The organism is Methylobacter sp., from assembly GCF_036845245.1.
Classification (GTDB): Bacteria; Pseudomonadota; Gammaproteobacteria; order Methylococcales; family Methylomonadaceae; genus Methylobacter_A.
Genome location: NZ_DAIUEH010000019.1, coordinates 56,555 through 75,773 on the forward strand (window position 1 = coordinate 56,555; position 19,219 = coordinate 75,773).

Consider the following 19,219-nt stretch of genomic DNA (forward strand, 5'->3'; position numbering starts at 1 on the left):
TTTCTTTACGTATTCGACTATTTCCTTTGGCCCAAGAAAAATTTAAGCCTTCAAAGCTGACCATTGCAGCCTTAAATAAATCGCTGCTGCTATCAGCGATTTACTTTCTACTGGGTATTGCCGGGCTAAAACTTGCCATCGCCCCCGGATACGCGACCGCCGTCTTTCCCGCAGCGGGTCTCGCTTTTGCCGCAATTCTATATGAGGGATCTCGACTGCTTCCCGGAGTATGGCTTGGCTCAGTCGGCATCAACCTCTGGGTCGCTGCAAATCATAGCGGTCTAAGTAGTGAGAGTCTGCTAACGGCTGCCATCATAGCGGCAGGATCGACCCTTCAGGCCTGGGTCGCCGCCTCTCTGGTACGTCATCGATTGAAAGATTCCTGGCGTAATCTGGATAATGACCGTGACATCATCCTGCTACTCTTTTTTGCAGGGCCGCTAGCCTGCCTTGTTTCAGCGACATGGGCGAATACCGTACTGATACTGTTCCACGTGATTTCCAGCAGTGAACTGTTTTTCAATTGGTGGAACTGGTGGATCGGAGACACGATAGGAGTATTACTGTTCGCGCCGCTAACCTTGATGGTTTTACAACGTAAAAACCCATTATGGAAATCACGCTTTAAAAGTGTCGCAATACCCTCGCTTATCGTTACCGCAGGCATTATTGCCGCCTTTGTCTACGTATCCAATATTGAAGCCCTGCGTTTAAAACAGCATATTGCCGAACGCGGTCTCTCACTGAGTAACCAGTTACAGTCCACGCTCCTGTCTTATGGGGAAATTTTAGCCTCAGTAGATAACCTGATTCAAACCTATCCCAACCTTGGCTTGTCTGAATTTGAGAGGTTTTCAAGACAAAGTTTCGAACATCATCCCGATCTACAGGCGTTGAGCTGGAATCTTGTCCTTAAAGGCGAAGCCAGGGAGAAACTGGAAACTGACTTAGGCAAGGAACTCCATATCAACGGCCTTAAAATTACGCAACGCGATTCATCGGGCAAACTCATCCCTGCAGATTACCGCGATGAATATGTCGTCGTGCGATACATCACCCCTTTGGACAAAAACCGTGATGCGATAGCTTATGATATTGCATCGGATACTGTTCGTTATGACGCCATCAAAGCCGCCGCCCGGACCGGCAAACCGTCTGCCACCGCTCCGATTCGACTGGTTCAGGAACATAGCCCCGGTAAAGGCGTGCTTCTATTGCATCCGGTATACCTTGATCAACGTGCCGCTCATCACCCGAACATATCACCCTACGGTTTTGCCGTCGGCGTATTTCATGTTGAGGACATGCTAAAGCAACTGTTTGCAAAAGGGTTGCCGAAAGACCTGGCTTTAACGATTGAAGACAAAGGAACATCCGCTGGTAACGGGCTTCTCTATCGCTCCGACCAGGTTTCCCATCCTCAATTAAGCATGTTCGCCTGGGAAGATGAGGTTCCGTTTAACGGAAGATTCTGGCTCATATCGCTCTCTCCGACGCCGGAGTATATGGCCTCCAATCGTTCATTACAGGCCTGGATGGTATTGGCTGGCGGGTTGATTCTTGCAAGTTTGCTACAGGCATTTTTGCTTGCGATAACCGGGCGCACTTCTGTTATTCGCCGACGGGTTCAAGAACAAACAAAAACGCTGCAACGGGAAAGCGAAAAAAATCGCGCACTCTTATGGAATGCCAGCGACGGCATCCATATCCTCGATTTCGACGGGAATGTCATCGAGGCCAGCGACTCATTCTGCACGATGCTGGGTTACCGACGCGATGAAGTCATCGGCATGAACGTCGCTGAATGGGATGCCGGATTCCCCGATGCTGAGGAACTACTGGCTGCCGTCAGGCAACAGCTCGAAAGTCCGGTTCGTGTCCAGTTTGAAACCCGTCACCGGCGCAAAGACGGCAGTATTTTCGATGTCGAGATCAGTGGTTTTCCCCTTGAGATGGACGGCCAACATGTGCTTTTCAACTCCTCGCGAGACATAACAGTACGAAAACAGCTCAATGAGTCATTGCGTGTTAATGAACAAAAACTCCGTGGCTTGTATGAATTATCGCCAATCGGTATTGCGTTGACCCGCATGGATGGAAAGTTCGTTGAATTCAATCAATCATTCCAGAAAATTTCAGGATATTCATCCGATGAATTGATGAATCTCGACTATTGGCAACTGACTCCCAGACGATATGAAGCGTCGGAAGCCTTACAACTAGAGTCGCTTGCCAACACAGGACGCTATGGCCCCTATGAGAAAGAGTATATTCATAAGGACGGCAGCCTGATTCCTTTACGTTTGAATGGCATCCTTGTTACCGGGGCTGACGGCAAAGACTATATTTGGTCTATGCTCGAAAACATTGCCGACTGGAAAAAAGCCGAGCAATCCCTTAAAAGGGAAAGCGAGAAGAGCCTGGCACTGCTGCGTAATGCCAGCGACGGCATTCATATACTGGATTTCGACGGTAATATCATTGAGGCCAGCGACTCGTTCTGCACCATGCTGGGCTATAGGCGCGACGAAATAATCGGCATGAATGTTTCTCAATGGGATGCGATGTTCACCAGCTCGGAACTTCCACAAAAACTAAGACAGCCCTATGTAGAACAGTCTCGTATCCAGTTCGAAACCCGTCACCGGCGCAAAGACGGCAGCGTTTTCGATGTCGAGATCAGCGGCTTCCCGCTGGAGCAGGAAGGCACTCCGTTACTATTCTTTTCCTCCCGCGATATTACTGAACGCAAACAAGCCGAAACAGAGCTGCGTATCGCCGCCGCCGCATTCGAATCCCAGGAAGGCATGATGGTTACGGACAATAATGGAGCGATCCTACGGGTAAACCACGCCTTCACCGTCGTCACCGGCTATTCCACAAAAGAAGTCATCGGCAAGAATCCGCGCCTGCTCAATTCAGGACGGCATGACACAGCTTTTTTTACCAAAATGTGGACAAGTATCCATGACGCCGGCTCATGGAAAGGGGAAATCTGGAACCGGCGCAAGAATGGCGAAGTTTATCCGGAACATCTCACCATCACTGCTGTAACAGATGCGAACGGCCACATCACCAATTATGTTGCGACACTGATCGACATTACGTTGAGCAAAGCCGCCGCAGAAAAAATCGAGCAACTGGCGTTCTATGACCCGCTCACGGGCCTGGCAAACCGGCGGCTTCTCCTGGACCGACTCCAGCAAGCATTAGCTTCCAGCGCCCGCAGCAGGCTCGAAGGCGCGCTTTTGTTTCTTGACCTCGATAACTTCAAGGCTCTGAACGACACGCTCGGCCATGATATTGGCGACTTGCTGCTACAGCAGGTGGCTGAACGGCTGAAAGCTTGCGTACGCGAAGGCGATACCGTGGCCCGCCTGGGCGGCGACGAATTCGTGGTAATACTGGAAAACCTAAGCAAGCAAGGCATTGAAGCCGCATTGCCGGCTGAAATCGTTGCCAATAAAATTCTGGCCGCACTTAATGAAGTTTACAGACTGGGCAAGCATGAATATCGGAATACTCCCAGCATAGGCGTCACCCTGTTTAACGAACATAAACACCCGCACAAAACGGATGAACTTCTGAGACAAGCCGACATCGCCATGTATCAGGCTAAAAAAGCCAGTCGCAACACCCTGCGCTTCTTCGACCCGATGATGCAAACAAACATCAACAACCGCGTTGCACTGGAAAAAGCACTGCATGAAGCTATTGAAAAACAGCAATTCCAACTGCATTACCAAATCCAGGTACATAGCTCCGGCCTTGCCTTAGGCGCAGAAGCCTTGATCCGCTGGCAGCACCCTGATGGTAGCTTAGTGCCCCCCACGCAATTCATCCCGATAGCGGAAGAAATGGGGCTGATCCTGCCTATTGGTCAATGGGTGCTGGAAACAGCTTGCGCCCAAATCAGCGCATGGCAACAGGATGCGCTCACACGCGACCTTGTCTTATCGATCAACGTCAGTGTAAAGCAATTCCATCAGGCGAATTTCATCGAGCGGGTTCAGCACGCAGTACAACGCCATGCCATCAACCCCGCCCTACTCAAGCTGGAGCTTACTGAAAGCATGCTGTTGGAGAGCATTGATGACACCATCATCACGATGAACGCATTGAAAGAAGTCGGTATCCTGATCTCGTTGGACGACTTCGGCACCGGCTATTCATCCCTGCAATACCTCAAGCGTTTGCCGATCAATCAGCTCAAGATAGATCGGTCGTTCGTCCGGGATATTGCCGTTGACGCTAACGATAGGGCGATTGTACGTACTATCATTGCGATGGCGCAGAGCCTGGAACTGAGCATCATTGCAGAAGGAGTGGAAACAGAGGAGCAACGGGAAATCCTGATCGGCAATGGCTGCATGAACTATCAAGGGTATCTGTTCGGCAAACCGGTGCCAATTGAGCAGTTTGAAATTTTGCTTAAGCGGGGATAATTCGTTCAATAATACCGTGAAATCCCACCAGTCTCTTCGTTGGTCTGGTTAGCCGAAGACCACTGCCCGCAGCATGGTTATGCCACCACTACCTGATTCCGTCCGTTATCTTTCGCCCTATATAAACAGGCATCGGCTTCATTCAGCAAGGTCGACATATGTGCCTCCGGGTCCGGTATACAGGATGCCACACCGATGCTAATGGTCACAATAGGCGTCGGCATGTTCCGGAGATGAGGGATTCGCCTATTCTCGATGGTATAGCGTATTTTCTCCGCAACCTTGCCAGCAGCCGGCGCGCTCAGCCCAGGCAAAATGACTACAAACTCCTCGCCGCCATAACGTGCTGCCAAGTCGCCGACGCGCTGTACCGACGCATTTAGCATACCCGCCACTTGCTGGAGACACTCATCACCAGCCTGATGCCCATACTGATCGTTATATTGCTTAAACAAATCGATGTCGATCATCAATAAAGCCAGGGGCTGTCTCTCGCGCAGAGCTCGCCGCCATTCAATATTCATCGCAATATCATACTTGTGCCGATTGGCAATGCCGGTCAGGGCATCTATTTCGCTCAGTTGCAGCAACTTGATATTCAATGCGGAGAGTTCGGCTGTACGTTCGGCAATTTGCTTTTCCAGTTCGCGGTGATACTCGGCCCGCAGATACTCTGCCTCTTTTTGTACCGTTACATCGCGCACAAAGGTAATGACTTCATCGACGGAGAATGGTTCCACCCTGACCTCGAACCACTTCTCTTTGCCATTCATTGGCAGCGAATAAATCAATTCCTGCATCGCAGACTGATCGAGCGCATCCGCAAATGCTCTCATGAACTGATCGGCAACCGGCTTGGGCAATACCTCCTCGATATTTCTGTGAAGGATCGCTTCCGGGGCCTCAAAAAGCGTATCCGAGTCAGTCATATGGACGAACAGGATCTCACCCGTTCTATGATTCAGGAAAAGAGGTCAGGGATAGCCTTGATAAGCGCACGGTTCTGAGCCTCGCTTTTCCTCAAAAATTCCTTTTCCTTGGCGAGAGCTTCTGTACGAACAATAACCTGCCGCCGGAGTGTGCGATTCCAAATAAGAATAACCAAAATAATACCGAGCACACCTCCGACAGCCACCCAAAACCGTTGGTCGGTAAGCATGCTTTGCCGGGATATATTGATCCAGCGTTTTTGAATCTCCTGCCGCTCGCCATCCGTAATTGCAGCCAGCCCTTTTTCAAGGATACCGTACAACACAGGTTCGTCTATTGCAGTACCCATTGAAAGCCGAATATCGAAAGAAGCTTCGCCGACTACACGAAGATTGGTAATTCCCTTCTGGGAGATTAGATAAGACGCCGTCGCAAGATCAATAACCGCTGCATCGGAACGCCCGAAAGATACGTTTAATAATGCAGTCAGGTCATCTGAAACCAAATCGGGGGTAAAACCGGGGCGTTTATTTATAAGATACTCGGTAACCGCATAACTTTTTACTAAAGATACTGTAAGTCCCGATAGATTTTCCTCGCGTATCCGGCCTGAACGATCCTTTCTCACGATAAAGACATTAGGCACGGAGATAAAAAAATCCGTCAAATTAAGGAATGTAGATCGCCAAGAGGTTTTCGTGACCGCGTTGACGACCTGCACTTCTCCGCCATGGACCTTAGCAAAAATATCGTCTAATGATGAAAAATGCCTTTGCTTGAAGTCGACGCCAAGTTTTGATTCGAGCAAGACCATGTAATCGTTGGCGAGACCGGTAGCCCGGCCTGATGAGTCGACAAACACAAATGGCGCATAAGCGGTCTCGACCGCAAGAACAATGCGCGACTGGTTATTGGTGAGCCAAAGACGTTCCTCAGGGGTTAATATTTCTTTAAAGACGCCACCATCCGCTTCACAGGCACTGGCTGTAAAGAAGAGGCTCAGCAGAACATAGATCAAAGCGTAATAACGTATTTTTTTGACCTCAATGGCTTGCAAAGGCTTATCGACAAGGGCATCGTAATCACTTTATTAAGGATAAGGCCTTACGATAATACACAAAAATACACTGGGGAAAATAAACGAATATCTCCTTCGGACCCAGACTGGAGTTCATGTCACCAGACTAGATTCATTGGATTCAGCGAATGTGATACCCATTCATTATGAGCCGTGTGCATATCAATTAATCCCTCATTTTCAAGCTCTTGTAAAGCACTTAAAACTTCCGTCGACTTCTCGGAAAGGTCTCGCAAATGCGGCGTCAGGTCTTTCATAACAGCGCCGTCGCTGACTAGGTTCACAAGCATTTGACCAATTTCGTGAAACTGATAATGTGATTTTTCCAGGGATTGAAAGACTTTACGGTCACGAAACATTTGCCCCGTTCCATAGTACCATTGGCCAAGGCGGCATTCCTTGCACGACAAAGGCGGCGTTTTTTGATATTTTCGTTGAGGCGCATCTAATGGAAGAGAAGCGGTCTTGACCAATTCGCTGACCAACTCTTTTCGCCATTGCACATGGTCGATGATTGCCATATGTATCAATCCAATCGGTATACCTGACCAACGTATGTCGGCATCTACAAAAGTAATGAATTGATCCAGCGGAAGCGGCTTGCTGATCCAGAAGCCCTGGACTTTTGTGCATCCCGCTTCAAGCAGGTGATGATATTGTTCGTTGGTTTCCACTCCCTCGGCAACGACGCTAATCCCCAGCTCATGCGCCATACGAATAGAAGAGCCGACTATGGTAGAGTTCTTGTCCGAATCAAGTATTCTGCCGACCATGCCCTGGTCCAGCTTGATTGTCGTAAAAGGCCACTTGCTTAATGTATCGATAGATGAATAACCCGTACCGAAGTCATCCATTGCCAAGCCTAAACCTGCATTTCTCAACTTATTAATGTTTTTTAATATTGCATCGCCTGCTTGCAGAGTCGCAGTTTCGGTTAATTCTATCTGCAATTTGTTCGTTGGCAATTGGGATATTTTCAGCGTATTCAGCACCAGCCTTATGAAAGCATCATCTTCAAAATCCTTAACCGATGTATTGAACGATATAACCAATTGCTCATCGATATCCATCAATACCAAGATATCTTTCACCAGTTTCGGGAACATATGACAGGTGATTTCGGTGATCAATGACGACTGCTCTGCGACAGGGATAAATGTCGCCGGCAGCTTTACAGTCCCATTGGAGTCGATCCATCTTATCAACGCTTCCGCGCCAATCACTTTTCCGCTTACCAATGAGACTTTTGGCTGATAGAAGAAAGTGAATTTATTACTCTTTATTCCCTCGATAATATCGGCCTCTGTCATCAAGTCTTGTGCAGACCCTATTTGCCCTCCCATCTTTACTGCCCAATGTGTGTTTGCTTATAGAAGAATCAGCATATCATAATAGCTATCAAGTTATAACCGATCCGGTACCTGAGCTTGGGCAATCGCGTCAAGCCCACGGGTTTAATCAGCGTTGATAGAAGCGCATCTTACGAAGACGCGAGCTATGCTTTGACGGCCCGATTATATTGAGGCATTCAGCCCCCCCTTTAAGCACAAAGCATGAGAGAACTATTGCAGCTGCTGAAGCTCCAGCCGACGCAGTTTCGGTGCCAGTTTTGCGGTGACAGCAACCACGGCCAGCGTCATCGCACCGCCGAAAACAACCGATGGAACCAGTCCCATCAAGCGAGCCGCAACACCTGACTCAAAAGCGCCCAACTCGTTGGATGAGCCAATAAAAATACCGTTGATTGCAGAAACCCGACCGCGCATGGTATCGGGCGTCGCCAGTTGCAGGATGGTGGTGCGCATAACCACCGATACGCCATCGCAAACACCGGAGAACACCAACAATAAGCCGGCAATCCAAAAATTCACTGACAGGGCGAAGCAAATCATGCAAACGCCGAATCCTGCTACGGCTCCCAATAACCAGCGCCCGGCACGCAAATTGAGCGGATGACGGGCGAGAAATACCCCTGTCATCACGGCCCCGATCGCGGGAGCGGCGCGAAGAATCCCAAGTCCCTCGGGACCGTAATGGAAAATATCGTGAATGAACGCCGGCAACATGGAAACGGCTCCCCCGAACAGCACTGCGAACATATCCAGCGACTGCGCGCCTAAAATGATCTGGTTACTGAATACGAAGTGAAATCCTTCGGCGATGCTGGTAAAGATAGGAGAACTTATCGCCGACGGAGGCTCCTCGACACGTAACGACAGCAGCGCCACTGCGGCGCATACACACAGGCCCGCGGCAAAATCATAAGCGCCGGTCTTGCCGACCCATCCGACCAGGATGCCGCCTATCGCAGGTCCGACCACGAGCCCGGACTGGAACACGGCGCTACCGACTCCCGAGGCCCGGGCATATTGATCACGCGACAAAATCAGCGCAAACATGGCGCTATATGAAGGACCGATAAATGCGCGCGCCAACCCGGTAAAACCGATAGAACAATAAATCCACAACGCCGGATTGCCTTTTAGCCATCCCGCTGACACAGCAGCCAATGTCAGCGCTGTAAGAAATAGCATCAGGCAGGCGAGCACTCCGAACATACGACGGGAATAATGATCTACCGCATAACCGGCGAATAGCGCGCAGCAGAAGTAAGGAATGACCTCAGCCAATCCGACTAAACCTAAGGCAAGCGTGTCATGAGTCAGTTCGTAAATGTGCCAGCCCACCACAATCGCCATTATTTGATAAGCAAGAACGATCAGGATACGAAAAGACAGCAGTTTGAGAAAAGCAAGATTGGGTTTACTAAAAAATTGCATAATTGCCTGATAATTAGAAACGACTTGTCCGCCTAAGTAGCGCACCATTAAGCCAAAAATAGGTTTTAAGTATACTGCCGTTTTTAGGGACAGTAATTCTCATTATTGCAAATGCAATTACTTAATTGATGTTACGCATAACATAATAAAAAGCGGGTATAGCAAAACATATAGCCGTCATAGACCCAATAAATTGTTCTCGTCCCCACACGCTGCGCGGCGAGATACGACTCAGGTCGCAGATACGGGATGCAGCGCGTCCTGCACTGCATCCCCACGAAGCCCGTGGGAACGAGAGCGAAGTGTTGTAGGAGCGGGCCATGCCCGCGATAAGAGCATGACAAATCTGCAACTACGTCCCAAAAGTCGCGGGCGTGGCCCGCTCCTACGGAGTGCGTAGGAACCGTAAGCGAAAGTTATTTGTCGCGAGATCCTCAGCCGAGAAAGAGATGGCTCTTTATTTTTTTTGGATTTCGTGGACGATGCCTAACATCAGTCAAGCTTTTAGCAGATCCTTAACTTTGTCCATAATGCCTGCCGGATCGATACCTTGATGCGGATATTGCTCCCACAAACCGCCGCAACCTTCCCGGTATGTCCCAAGATGCGCATATTTTGGTGCCAGGCCACGCTCCAGCAACCAAGATCCAAATCGGCTTCCCAATCCCGTTTTTCGGTTATACGCTTCGACAACCAACACCATCGGCGAATTGCCGATTTTAGCCATCATCTCTTCATCAATGACATTCAAGGTCGGTTTGTTGATTAACCCCACATCCAGGTCTTCCTGTTTTAGACGCTCTACTGCATCCAATGCCCGATACAATGCTTCGCCGAAGCTGACAATATAACCTTGTGTTCCTTCACGAATAATCTCATCTTTGCCTGAAACAAACGTGTAGTCTCCGCCAAAATACTCTTGGCCGTCAGTATTCAAAATAGTCGGAACTTTAGAGCGGGTCGAAAAAATGAAACGCAAGCCCGGATTAAAAAAGATCGTTTCCAAACAGGCTTTCATTTGCAGCGGGTCCGCCGGAAAGTAAAGGTTGGTCGCATAACCGTCACTCAAGCCATTATCGGCAAACATATTATTCAAGCCGAAATGGCAGGTGTTGTCGGCCATATCGTCAATCCCGGAATGCGAGAAATGGCTGAGCACATTAGACTTGTTCAAACGCGCCATCGTAATTTCAGAAATCACCATCTCCAAGAAAGCGCTAAAGGTAGCAAAAATGCCCTGTTTGCCTGCTTCCATCCCGAAACCGGCTGCCGCCGAGAAGTTACTGCGCTCCATAATACCGGAAGAGATAAACACTTCAGGATAAGCGTTGCGAATTTTGGACAGACCGCAGGAACCTTCCAGATCGCTGTCGATGACGCGAATTTTTTCGATGCGTTCAGCTTCGCTCATCCGGCCCAGAATCGCGACGACCGCATCGCCGAAAACGTTGCGATTAGCATCCCATTTGTCGCTGGAGCCCAGAAATACTGCGTCATTTTTTGGCGCTTTAATGGCTTTAAGCTGATCCGCCGCAGCTTGTCGGCCACGCGACTCCAAATACTCTACCGCGATTTTTACCGGGGCTACGTCATGGCCGTGGTTTGAACCTTCCAGCCCGACAATTCCGGGACACATCTGGCGACGATTAATAATTGCAACAGGACCATCGGTGTTAACGGCGGTACAAATACGCTGATACAGATCATCGATATTTTCGCCGTCGCCTTCCAATACCGTTAAACCGTGGCCGGCCAGCGTTTTAGCAATAGAGCATCCGGGCAAATATTTGGAAGGGTGACCGGCGATGGTTACGTCATTATCATCGATAATCAATTTAACATTCAGCTTTTGAGCAACGGCCAAGCGTGCGGCTTCCGCATCATTACCCTCCTGCTGCGAGCCGTCAGAGCCCAGGCAAAACAGCACTTTACCCGTATTAGCGATAGCCACGCCATTGACATAGGGCCACATGTGTCCCAGCCGACCCGAGCTGAATTTTACGCCGGATGTAAGGCCCAGTTCAGGGTGACCAGGTAGATGAGAATGAGCGGCTCGGTATTCCATCAGATGTTCCGCAGGAAAGTCGCCGTTAAGAGCGCACATCAGGTATTGAGTGGCAACGCGATGCCCGGCTTCGTCAAAAAAAACCGGTACATATTTGTCGGCGTCGCCCCGGAATAACGCATCCATGATGACGACTTCCGGCACGGTATCGTAAGGCCCGCCGGTATGACCGCCGACGCCTCTCGCAGCGCCGGTAGCGGTAAAAAAGACGATCGCGTCGCGGCACAGTTGAATATTGGCCTTGAGACCGGCCCGTTGCTCATCAGTCAGTGTCTTATTGTTTGCGTTTAAAGCAATGCGTTGATAAGCGCCTAGATCGATTGGAAATGTATTCATGGTTAACCTCTTGCAGTTAAAGCCAAATGAATGGCCGGTTAAGGATCAAAATGGTATTTTGGACTTAATCTGTTTAATGATAAGGGAAAACAACAGCTTTCGATATGACGTCTTTTGCTTAGCCAGCCCCACTTTACGCCATGGAGAGGCCGAGCGCAGGTTAATGTTCCTCTTTGCTTATACATAACCGGACTTTATCGGGCAATAATCAAAACCGATCGGTGGTTTTGCATTTTGTTTTTAAATGGAACCAGTCGATAATAGCCGTATTATTAATTTAACTATCAATGAGAAAAAGATGAGCAACGTATTTAGTTTTACCGGCACTGTAGGCCGTGATGCGGAAGTCCGGTATTTACCGTCAGGCCAAGCGGTTTTGAACGTCACTGTAGCCAACAATATCGGCTTTGGCGACAAACAGCAAACGCTATGGATCAGGTGTGCAATATGGGGTAAGCGTGCCGAAGGACAATTACAAAATTACCTGAAAAAAGGCCAACAGGTGTTTGTCTCGGGTGAACTGAGTCAAAGTGAATATCGGGCGCAAGACGGCTCGACTAAAACCAGCCTGGAGCTTAATGCCAACATTATCGACTTGGTCGGCAAAAGAAACGAGTCGAACCAAGCGCCGCAGCAGAACTATCAGCCTTCACAGCCATCTGCGCCGCAAAGCCCCAGCCATGATAATTTTGATGCGCCGTATGACGATGACATTCCGTTTTAATTGATGAAAAAAATATCCGATAGCCCTGTAACAGCCAGGCAAAAGGTCAGTGTTACTGAACGTAATGTTTTGCTGTCCCATGGGCAAAGTAAAAAATTGGCGGATATACGCAAAAGGCTTCAGCCGGATTTACCGGTTGAAGCCGGGCTATTACCGGACAAGCAATTATTAACCGGACTGAAGACGGAAGTTGCCACCGAGCTGGATAAAGCAAGGAAGCTTATTGATGATCGCATTAATGAAATAATGCGCAGTTTTCCCGAGGGCAAGAAAAGCAGGTTGTTTGGTTTCAGGTTCGGCTCTGTCGATGCGGTAAAAGCCATGAGCATAAAAGCCGCTTTTAAAACTTTAAACATCGACGATCATTTAGTGAAAATGAAGTTGGTTGCTAAGATGGACTTTCATGGCAAGGAGGTTAAAGAGCGTTAAATTCTCCGGTTTTTAAAGTCAAAGCAGAGGGAATGTGAATAAATTACATAACTTACTCGCTTCTATCGCCGACCGGCCTTATCAGAACATCAGGAAGCTGCGCGGTTGTTATTATTTCCCCCGCTTTGAGTTCAGCTTCATCAAAATGCAGGGTAGCCCCGGCGCTAACCCTGCTTCCATTGCAGCTATAAAAATAGCGTTGCAGGACTGTAAAATCCCCGAACAATTTTTCCTGACAAACGAGTGCAAACTGGCGGTGGCCGATTTCCTGATTCGGCGTTTTCGTCACAGCATTGACCGGTTCGCGCAGCAAAACCGCGGTAAAGACGGCAGCGGTTCTTTTAGCACCATTGCCCTGAGCCAAAAAATGCTGAACAGGGATAGCGTTTTGTTTGGTAACGATACTGTGTATTTGCGTTTTATCATCAGCCTTCCGGCTAAAGATCAAAACGGCGTTTTTGATGCCGAGCAGGCGTGGATTATGTTCAGTCAGGAACTGACGGCAATTGTTGACGCTACTTTTTTTTACCCGCATTACGACGAGCAAACCCGAACGTTGCTCCGGCAGTTTATCGAGGTGCTAAAAACACGCAGCCAAATTATTCAGTTTATGCGGCAGCATGACTTGGTCGCATTTATCGCCAATGAGGCCAAGCTGCCGCGGCATAGCGGCGTCGACGACCGACCGTCTATCGGCGAATCGGTCAAAACTTTCCAATCCCCGGCATCGTTACAAATAACCATCCCTTTATCGGATGACCGCAGCATAACCGGCATGGGCATTAATGAAGGCATTACCTGCATTACCGGCGGCGGTTATCATGGCAAGTCGACATTGATGCAGGCGATTTTAGCCGGGGTTTACGCGCATATTCCCGGAGACGGCCGGGAATATGCCGTCACGCGCGAAGATGCTTTTTTTATCCGGGCTGAAGAGGGTCGTAGCATTCGGGAGGTCGACATCAGCCCTTTTATCGGCGACCTGCCGAACGGCCTCAAAACCGATTGTTTTTCGTCCAACAATGCCAGCGGCAGCACTTCGCAAGCGGCTAATATTGTTGAAGCCATTGAGAGCGGCAGCCGTTTATTACTGCTTGATGAAGATACCTGCGCGACCAATTTTCTGGTGCGCGACGAGTTGATCAAACAAATTCTGGATGCGGCGCAAGAGCCGATCAAACCGCTTTATTCGACGGTGCGGTCGCTGTGGAAAAAACATCATGTTTCGATAATTTTTGTGGTCGGCGGCTTGGGTTATTTTTTACAAAAAGCCGATACCTGCCTGCTGATGGATAATTACTGTTGCGAAGACATTACCGCCAAAGTGCGTGACAGACTTGGAACGATAGCTGAGGAGGATACACAGGCTCCTGATTTTTCGGTATCGCGCTATTTGGCCGCTGATAATTTTGACCCGGCCTATATCAATCATCGCCTGAACAAGACGATTCCCAAACGCATAAAAGATTTACGTAACGCACCGAGGCAACTGGAATACGGCATGGACCTGGTTAATCTGGATGCAGTGGCGCAAATCGCAGAAGCCCCGCAGCTTCTAGCCATTGGCTATTGCCTGCTGGCGCTACGGACTAAATTAAAGCAGCCGGACAATCAACCTGAAACTATCCGTTTCTGGATAGACTGGCTGGAGAATGAAATAAATAAACATGGATTGGCTTTTTTGGAGCCTGATTATCCGGGCACTTTGTCGATGCCGCGCAAATATGAACTGGCTGCCGCTATCAACAGGATCAGGTCGTTAAGGCTTTTTTCAGAAAGATGCAGTAGAGTCTCATCCGAATCAGGATGATAGAAAAATCACAATCAAAAAAAGACCACCCGGAGAAAAAGGGGGTAGACCCAAGGTGGCCGTTGTAAGAGAGATAATGCGACAAAAATAGCATCCTGCCTTTCTTGTCGCGTATATATTAACAAAATAGGCTGATGGAGTTTATCCGTATGAATACCTATACCTACAATTTATATGCGACAGTTTTTTTCAAACACTCAAATTAATTTGTTGAACGGTTCCCGTTTTGCCGTCTTCAGTCAAATAGATGCCGCTATCGGTAATTTCGCCCAATGATTGATTAGCGGCGCTGCGTAATTGAAACGGTGTGGTGGCATGCCCCAGATAGATAGCGCCTACGTTTTTATCGCCCAATGCAATAAGCTGCTGACTGCCGTTCTCATGCCGTTGCCAGATTCTTAAATTTTTATAGATCGGGTCGGCTTCGTCAATAAAACCATTGTTGTCGCTGTCATACTTGGTCAGATCTGAAAATCCGTTGCCCGAATTCGGGCCGAACAGTTCGGAACCATTGTTTATAACGCCGTCCTGATTTTTATCCAGCGCCAGAAAACCGCTGCCCGGTTTTAATGTGGCGATTTGTTCAGTCGTGCCGTTGGCATCGAGATCGAATTCAAAACGCGTTTGCGACAATTCCGCCGCATTGCCGTCAAAATTGATGGCCAGGGGATCGACTTTTTTTTCCGGGTCGCCGGCCGTGATAGAACTGTTTGTCTCTATACGAAATTCGCGACTCATATTTAATTTAACTGAAAAGTCTATGCTTTGTCCGTCTTGTGTTTTGATTGAGCCAGTAGCGGAAAAGCTGGCGGTCTCAGATTCTTGATAGACGGCATGATGTTCGTAAACCAAGCCGAAACCGGCAGAAGGCGCTTGATTTACAGGTGGCCTTGTCGCTATATCAACATGTGTGGCGCCCGTATCGGCAGCAAACTCGCCGGGAGAAAACAGTTTAAACTCGTAACCGGTTATCGCTTTAACCATATGTTTTACAATGAGGAATTTAACGCCTTGGTTGGCATCAAGCGTTTTGCTAAGATCCACTGATTGAGTGTCAGTTTTAAGTGTTTGAGCGGAACTGCTCAGGCTGACCTTATCCGTCAGCTGTTGTTTTGGAGTTTTCCATGATCGTAGCGACTCCGACTCTTGAAAACTCTTTGAAAATTGATGCCTGCTGTTTAATTGGATGGCTGAACTTTTTATGATCATTAGCGCTAACCCCAGGATAAAATCTGTTTGTATGTTGTTATCGGCTACTATCGGAATTAGTTTAGATGGATCAAAAAATGGCTGACGGTAGCCGCTACAGGACGAGATTGCTTGGTGTACAATAGATTTTTTTTATTCAGATTAGGATCAACAATGGAAGCTTACCCCGAGAAAACCTGCTCGATAGACCGCCTGGTCACTCACGCAAAACTGGTAGAAGCGACAAAAGCCGGAACAAAAACGCAGCAACGTCGTAATGGCGTATATGGTTTTCCAGGCGAAACTTTCGACCTGGACGGAATAACTTTTGTTGTTACCGATTTACAACGTCAGCGTTTAGGCGATATGACCGATGCCGACGCCAAGGCGGAAGGCTATCCGAGTCTTGAAATGTACAGGGACCTTATCTTGAGAATGCATGCAGGAATGACTTGGGATGCGGACGCCCTGGTATGGGTGCATAGTTTTGCGGCTCAAGCGGACTAATTATCGATATAAAACCGTCGGCCTCATTAGGCAAGGTTTTAGTATTGTCGATCCTGTTGATACGTGGTTAGCAATACCTTGGCGGCAGCCGCTTTCAAGCCATCGGACTTCAAAGTGGCTGTTCTTTGAAACGGCAACTCAATATACCGATACGAAATCATTGCGAACGCAAAAACAGCAGCGATGTAAACGAAGGTTAACCAACCGACGTAATTCCCGGTCACTAATTCCTGCCATAAATACACGGTGTAAGATATTCGCCCTAAATAGCATAACTGCCTATTTTTAAAAACAACGGCAATTGCTTTAACCTGTGTGGGTGTGCCCAGTACCATCAGCAGAATCAGCACGGGATAACAAACCACCTTAACCTGTTTTTCGATTGCATCCGGTACATAGCCGATGCAAATAAGCAGCAGCGCAATAACGATTAGCCATAGTGCGACATGCATCTGACGAATACGGCTCATGATCTTTTCCGGCAACAGTGCGCAGCAGCATCCGATCAACAGAAAAATAAAATACATCAAATATTCGCCAAGAAACAGATGGCCAGTCCTGTTCAATATCATCGAACCCATAGTCAGGCCCGCTATTGCCAAACCAAAGCGGAGACTGTTATTGATCAACGGTACAAACAGCACCAGCAGCGGAAAAACCAAGTAGAACTGCTCCTCGTAAGCCAATGTCCAGGTGTGTCCGGCAAACCACGAACAGCCGTCAGGAAACGGCATATTGCATAAAAACGAGGCAGAGGTCAGTGCTTGTTGAGGCGATATTGCAATAATACCTACAGCATTAAGCAGCAATAGACAGCATAGATATAGCCAAAGCGGCGGAATAATCCGATAAAACCGGCGCACATAAAAAGCGGGCAAGCAAATCGTGCCGCTCCGGTTTTTTTCTGCAACAAGACCGGAACAAATCACAAAACCGCTGATTACAAAAAAGACCAGAACCCCCAATTCGCCGAGTCGGTCCAGTTGGTCTAAATAAGGCGCTAAGAAAGTTATTTTTAAGCCGCTATAAACGAAAATATGCGACTGAATGACCATGACAACGGCCAGAAACCGCCAAGCATCAATATAATCGATTCTTACCGGCACCACGTCTTTATTGGTGTTACACAAGGTTACTTATCCTGCTTTTAGGAAAGGACGGGGCGTATAAGCAGCCCCGTTTTATGCGGTGTTAGGTATTGCGGCTGTATTTGGAAAAATCGCTTTATAGGCTTAGCTATTTTTAATAGAGTTCTTTTTAAACGGCAGCTAAATAATACAAGCCGCTGCTTAAGCATACCAATGAAAACAAGTAGCTAATACGCTTACCGGTGCTCAGTCCGATTATGCAACTGCCAAGACAAATGACCAAACTCATCAACATTAACGATGAGAAATACAACACCGCACTGGAATCGGCCGGAATTTCCGCAGCATGCGCATAACCATGAAACACGGCGAAAAACGATACGCCCAGAAAGAGTATTTTAGAGCGTTGTTTTTGGCTGATAGTAACCAGTAAGCCAAACGCCACCAGCGACAAGGCGATCAATGATTCGACAAACGGTATTTGCACTGCTGTAGCGTTAAGCACAGCACCGGCAGCCATCAATGCCAGGAAAACAGCCGGAAACGCAAACACCGCTTTGCCGCCCTGTTTAGCCGCAATCAAGCCAACCGCCATTAATACCAATAAATGATCGATACCGGTTAAAGGGTGCAATAAACCGCTGATCAAGCTGTGGTCGATATGTCCTCCGGTATGTGCATAGAGTGAGGGTGATACAAGAAATAAGGCGGCAATCAGCCAGTGTTTAATGCGCATAAATGAGTCCTCTTAAAGTTGTTAAATCGGGGTGAACAATGTCCGGCAAGCTTTGCAGTCTATCGTTGCTGTAAAAAACGATCTCAGTCTATTAACTGGCCTGGGGTCTGTCAACGCTTTATCAATTAAGTACGTTATTTAACGTAGGGCATGCCATGCGCGCCAAAAAACATTAAATTCAGGCGCGCACGGCGCGCCCTACTTGTCAGTCAACGCTTTATCAAGTAATCGCCTTAATCGCGTCCGCCAGCAAAGCGTCGAGCTTGATGCAGGAGCTCGGATGGTCGATGCTGTCGGTGCTCCAGATCGTTTTGACGCCGGATTCAAGGATATGCTCATACGCATCGCCGCAAAACAGGGCATGGGTGACGACCGCGTAAATCTCTTTGTTACCTGCGGCTTGCAACAGTCCTGCTGCTTTAGCAATCGTCCTGCCGGTGCTGGCCATGTCGTCGATGATAATCACGGGTTTGTTCCGGTAATCGCCATTCGGCAAGATCATTTCAACCTGTTTGTCGCCGAGCCGGTTTTTATCGGCAATCACGTAATCAAAACCGATATTTCCGGCAATAGCGGCTACCCATTGTTCCGATTCGCTATCCGGCCCTAACAGTAGCGCATGGTTAAATTGCTCTTTTAAAAAAGTTCCGATTTCATCGGCAGCGGTCAAGCTGATCGCGTTTTTTATCGGAATCGCCTGGGTTAACGATGAGATCCTATGCAAATGCGGATCTACGGTCAGTACGTCGTCAAACAGCTCTGCCAACAGTTTGCCGACAATGCGCTGGCTAACCGCCTCGCCGGGCCGGTTGGCAATGTCCTGGCGCATATAGCTTAAATAAGGCGTAACCAGCGTCAGGCGCTTGGCGCCCAGTTCGCGCGCAGTGGTGGCGCACAGCAACAGCTCGATCAATTTGTCGTTAGGCTGGTTAAGACTGCGGCAGACAACAACATGTTCCGGCAGTGACGGCGGCAAGCGGACCAAGCTTTCGCCGTCAGGAAAATGATGCAGCGCTACCTCGGCCAGCGCTACGCCAAGCCGGTCCGCCAAACGTTGTGCCTGGCTTAAATAGTCGGGAAAGGCAAGTATCATCATGGGCTGG

The 19,219-nt window shown here is 48.5% G+C and carries 14 protein-coding genes; 5 read left to right on the forward strand and 9 right to left on the reverse strand.

Annotated elements, in window-relative coordinates; translation table 11 throughout:
* Window positions 1-26 precede the first annotated feature (26 nt).
* Window positions 27-4,445, forward strand: a complete 4,419-nt coding sequence (locus tag V7051_RS10125; protein ID WP_333874838.1) for a PAS domain S-box protein — start codon at window positions 27-29, stop codon at window positions 4,443-4,445.
* Between the two features lie 77 nt (window positions 4,446-4,522).
* Here V7051_RS10125 and V7051_RS10130 read toward each other — a convergent pair whose 3' ends face one another.
* From V7051_RS10130 to V7051_RS10150, 5 genes are all read right to left on the reverse strand, one after another.
* Window positions 4,523-5,374 carry a sensor domain-containing diguanylate cyclase gene (locus V7051_RS10130; protein WP_333874839.1) on the reverse strand — a complete coding sequence of 284 codons (852 nt, stop codon included), beginning with the start codon at window positions 5,372-5,374 and terminating at the stop codon, window positions 4,523-4,525.
* A 32-nt stretch (window positions 5,375-5,406) separates the two neighbouring features.
* Window positions 5,407-6,432: a transporter substrate-binding domain-containing protein gene (locus V7051_RS10135; protein ID WP_333874840.1), complete on the reverse strand. Its 1,026-nt coding sequence runs from the start codon at window positions 6,430-6,432 to the stop codon at window positions 5,407-5,409.
* A 119-nt stretch (window positions 6,433-6,551) separates the two neighbouring features.
* Window positions 6,552-7,796: an EAL domain-containing protein gene (locus tag V7051_RS10140; protein WP_333874841.1), complete on the reverse strand. Its 1,245-nt coding sequence runs from the start codon at window positions 7,794-7,796 to the stop codon at window positions 6,552-6,554.
* 219 nt (window positions 7,797-8,015) lie between these two features.
* Window positions 8,016-9,233, reverse strand: coding sequence for an MFS transporter (locus tag V7051_RS10145; RefSeq protein WP_333874842.1), 1,218 nt, complete (start codon window positions 9,231-9,233; stop codon window positions 8,016-8,018).
* A 496-nt stretch (window positions 9,234-9,729) separates the two neighbouring features.
* On the reverse strand, window positions 9,730-11,634 hold the full coding sequence (locus V7051_RS10150; protein WP_333874843.1) for a transketolase C-terminal domain-containing protein: 1,905 nt from the start codon (window positions 11,632-11,634) through the stop codon (window positions 9,730-9,732).
* 298 nt (window positions 11,635-11,932) lie between these two features.
* Here V7051_RS10150 and V7051_RS10155 point away from each other — a divergent pair, with 298 nt between their 5' ends.
* The 3 genes from V7051_RS10155 to V7051_RS10165 are packed head-to-tail and all read left to right on the forward strand — an operon-like array spanning window position 11,933 to window position 14,597.
* On the forward strand, window positions 11,933-12,358 hold the full coding sequence (locus V7051_RS10155; protein WP_333874844.1) for a single-stranded DNA-binding protein: 426 nt from the start codon (window positions 11,933-11,935) through the stop codon (window positions 12,356-12,358).
* Window positions 12,359-12,361: 3 nt separating this feature from the next.
* Window positions 12,362-12,787, forward strand: a complete 426-nt coding sequence (locus tag V7051_RS10160; RefSeq protein WP_333874845.1) for a hypothetical protein — start codon at window positions 12,362-12,364, stop codon at window positions 12,785-12,787.
* 34 nt (window positions 12,788-12,821) lie between these two features.
* Window positions 12,822-14,597 (forward strand): ABC-ATPase domain-containing protein, encoded by a 1,776-nt coding sequence (locus V7051_RS10165; RefSeq protein ID WP_333874846.1) that lies wholly within the window; start codon window positions 12,822-12,824, stop codon window positions 14,595-14,597.
* 189 nt (window positions 14,598-14,786) lie between these two features.
* On the opposite strand, the gene V7051_RS10170 is transcribed toward V7051_RS10165, so the two are convergent.
* Window positions 14,787-15,806, reverse strand: a complete 1,020-nt coding sequence (locus V7051_RS10170) for a hypothetical protein (RefSeq protein WP_333874847.1) — start codon at window positions 15,804-15,806, stop codon at window positions 14,787-14,789.
* 153 nt (window positions 15,807-15,959) lie between these two features.
* Here V7051_RS10170 and V7051_RS10175 point away from each other — a divergent pair, with 153 nt between their 5' ends.
* Window positions 15,960-16,292: an ASCH domain-containing protein gene (locus V7051_RS10175; RefSeq protein ID WP_333874848.1), complete on the forward strand. Its 333-nt coding sequence runs from the start codon at window positions 15,960-15,962 to the stop codon at window positions 16,290-16,292.
* 38 nt (window positions 16,293-16,330) lie between these two features.
* Here V7051_RS10175 and V7051_RS10180 read toward each other — a convergent pair whose 3' ends face one another.
* The 3 genes from V7051_RS10180 to V7051_RS10190 all read right to left on the reverse strand — a co-directional run bounded on the left by V7051_RS10180 (window position 16,331) and on the right by V7051_RS10190 (window position 19,212).
* Window positions 16,331-17,422, reverse strand: a complete 1,092-nt coding sequence (locus V7051_RS10180; protein ID WP_333874849.1) for an acyltransferase family protein — start codon at window positions 17,420-17,422, stop codon at window positions 16,331-16,333.
* 127 nt (window positions 17,423-17,549) lie between these two features.
* A complete protein-coding gene (locus V7051_RS10185) occupies window positions 17,550-18,116 on the reverse strand; it encodes a HupE/UreJ family protein (protein WP_333874850.1) in 567 nt (188 codons plus the stop codon).
* A 220-nt stretch (window positions 18,117-18,336) separates the two neighbouring features.
* On the reverse strand, window positions 18,337-19,212 hold the full coding sequence (locus tag V7051_RS10190) for a ribose-phosphate diphosphokinase (RefSeq protein WP_333874851.1): 876 nt from the start codon (window positions 19,210-19,212) through the stop codon (window positions 18,337-18,339).
* Between the last annotated feature and the right edge of the window lie 7 nt (window positions 19,213-19,219).

Coding starts and splice junctions, on each gene's coding strand:
- V7051_RS10150 (WP_333874843.1), bottom strand. CDS start 11,634: ATGAATACATTTCCAATCGATCTAGGCGCTTATCAACGCATTGCTTTA.
- V7051_RS10155 (WP_333874844.1), top strand. CDS start 11,933: ATGAGCAACGTATTTAGTTTTACCGGCACTGTAGGCCGTGATGCGGAA.
- V7051_RS10160 (WP_333874845.1), top strand. CDS start 12,362: ATGAAAAAAATATCCGATAGCCCTGTAACAGCCAGGCAAAAGGTCAGT.
- V7051_RS10170 (WP_333874847.1), bottom strand. CDS start 15,806: ATGATCATAAAAAGTTCAGCCATCCAATTAAACAGCAGGCATCAATTT.
- V7051_RS10145 (WP_333874842.1), bottom strand. CDS start 9,233: ATGCAATTTTTTAGTAAACCCAATCTTGCTTTTCTCAAACTGCTGTCT.
- V7051_RS10185 (WP_333874850.1), bottom strand. CDS start 18,116: ATGCGCATTAAACACTGGCTGATTGCCGCCTTATTTCTTGTATCACCC.
- V7051_RS10140 (WP_333874841.1), bottom strand. CDS start 7,796: ATGGGAGGGCAAATAGGGTCTGCACAAGACTTGATGACAGAGGCCGAT.
- V7051_RS10175 (WP_333874848.1), top strand. CDS start 15,960: ATGGAAGCTTACCCCGAGAAAACCTGCTCGATAGACCGCCTGGTCACT.
- V7051_RS10190 (WP_333874851.1), bottom strand. CDS start 19,212: ATGATGATACTTGCCTTTCCCGACTATTTAAGCCAGGCACAACGTTTG.
- V7051_RS10130 (WP_333874839.1), bottom strand. CDS start 5,374: ATGACTGACTCGGATACGCTTTTTGAGGCCCCGGAAGCGATCCTTCAC.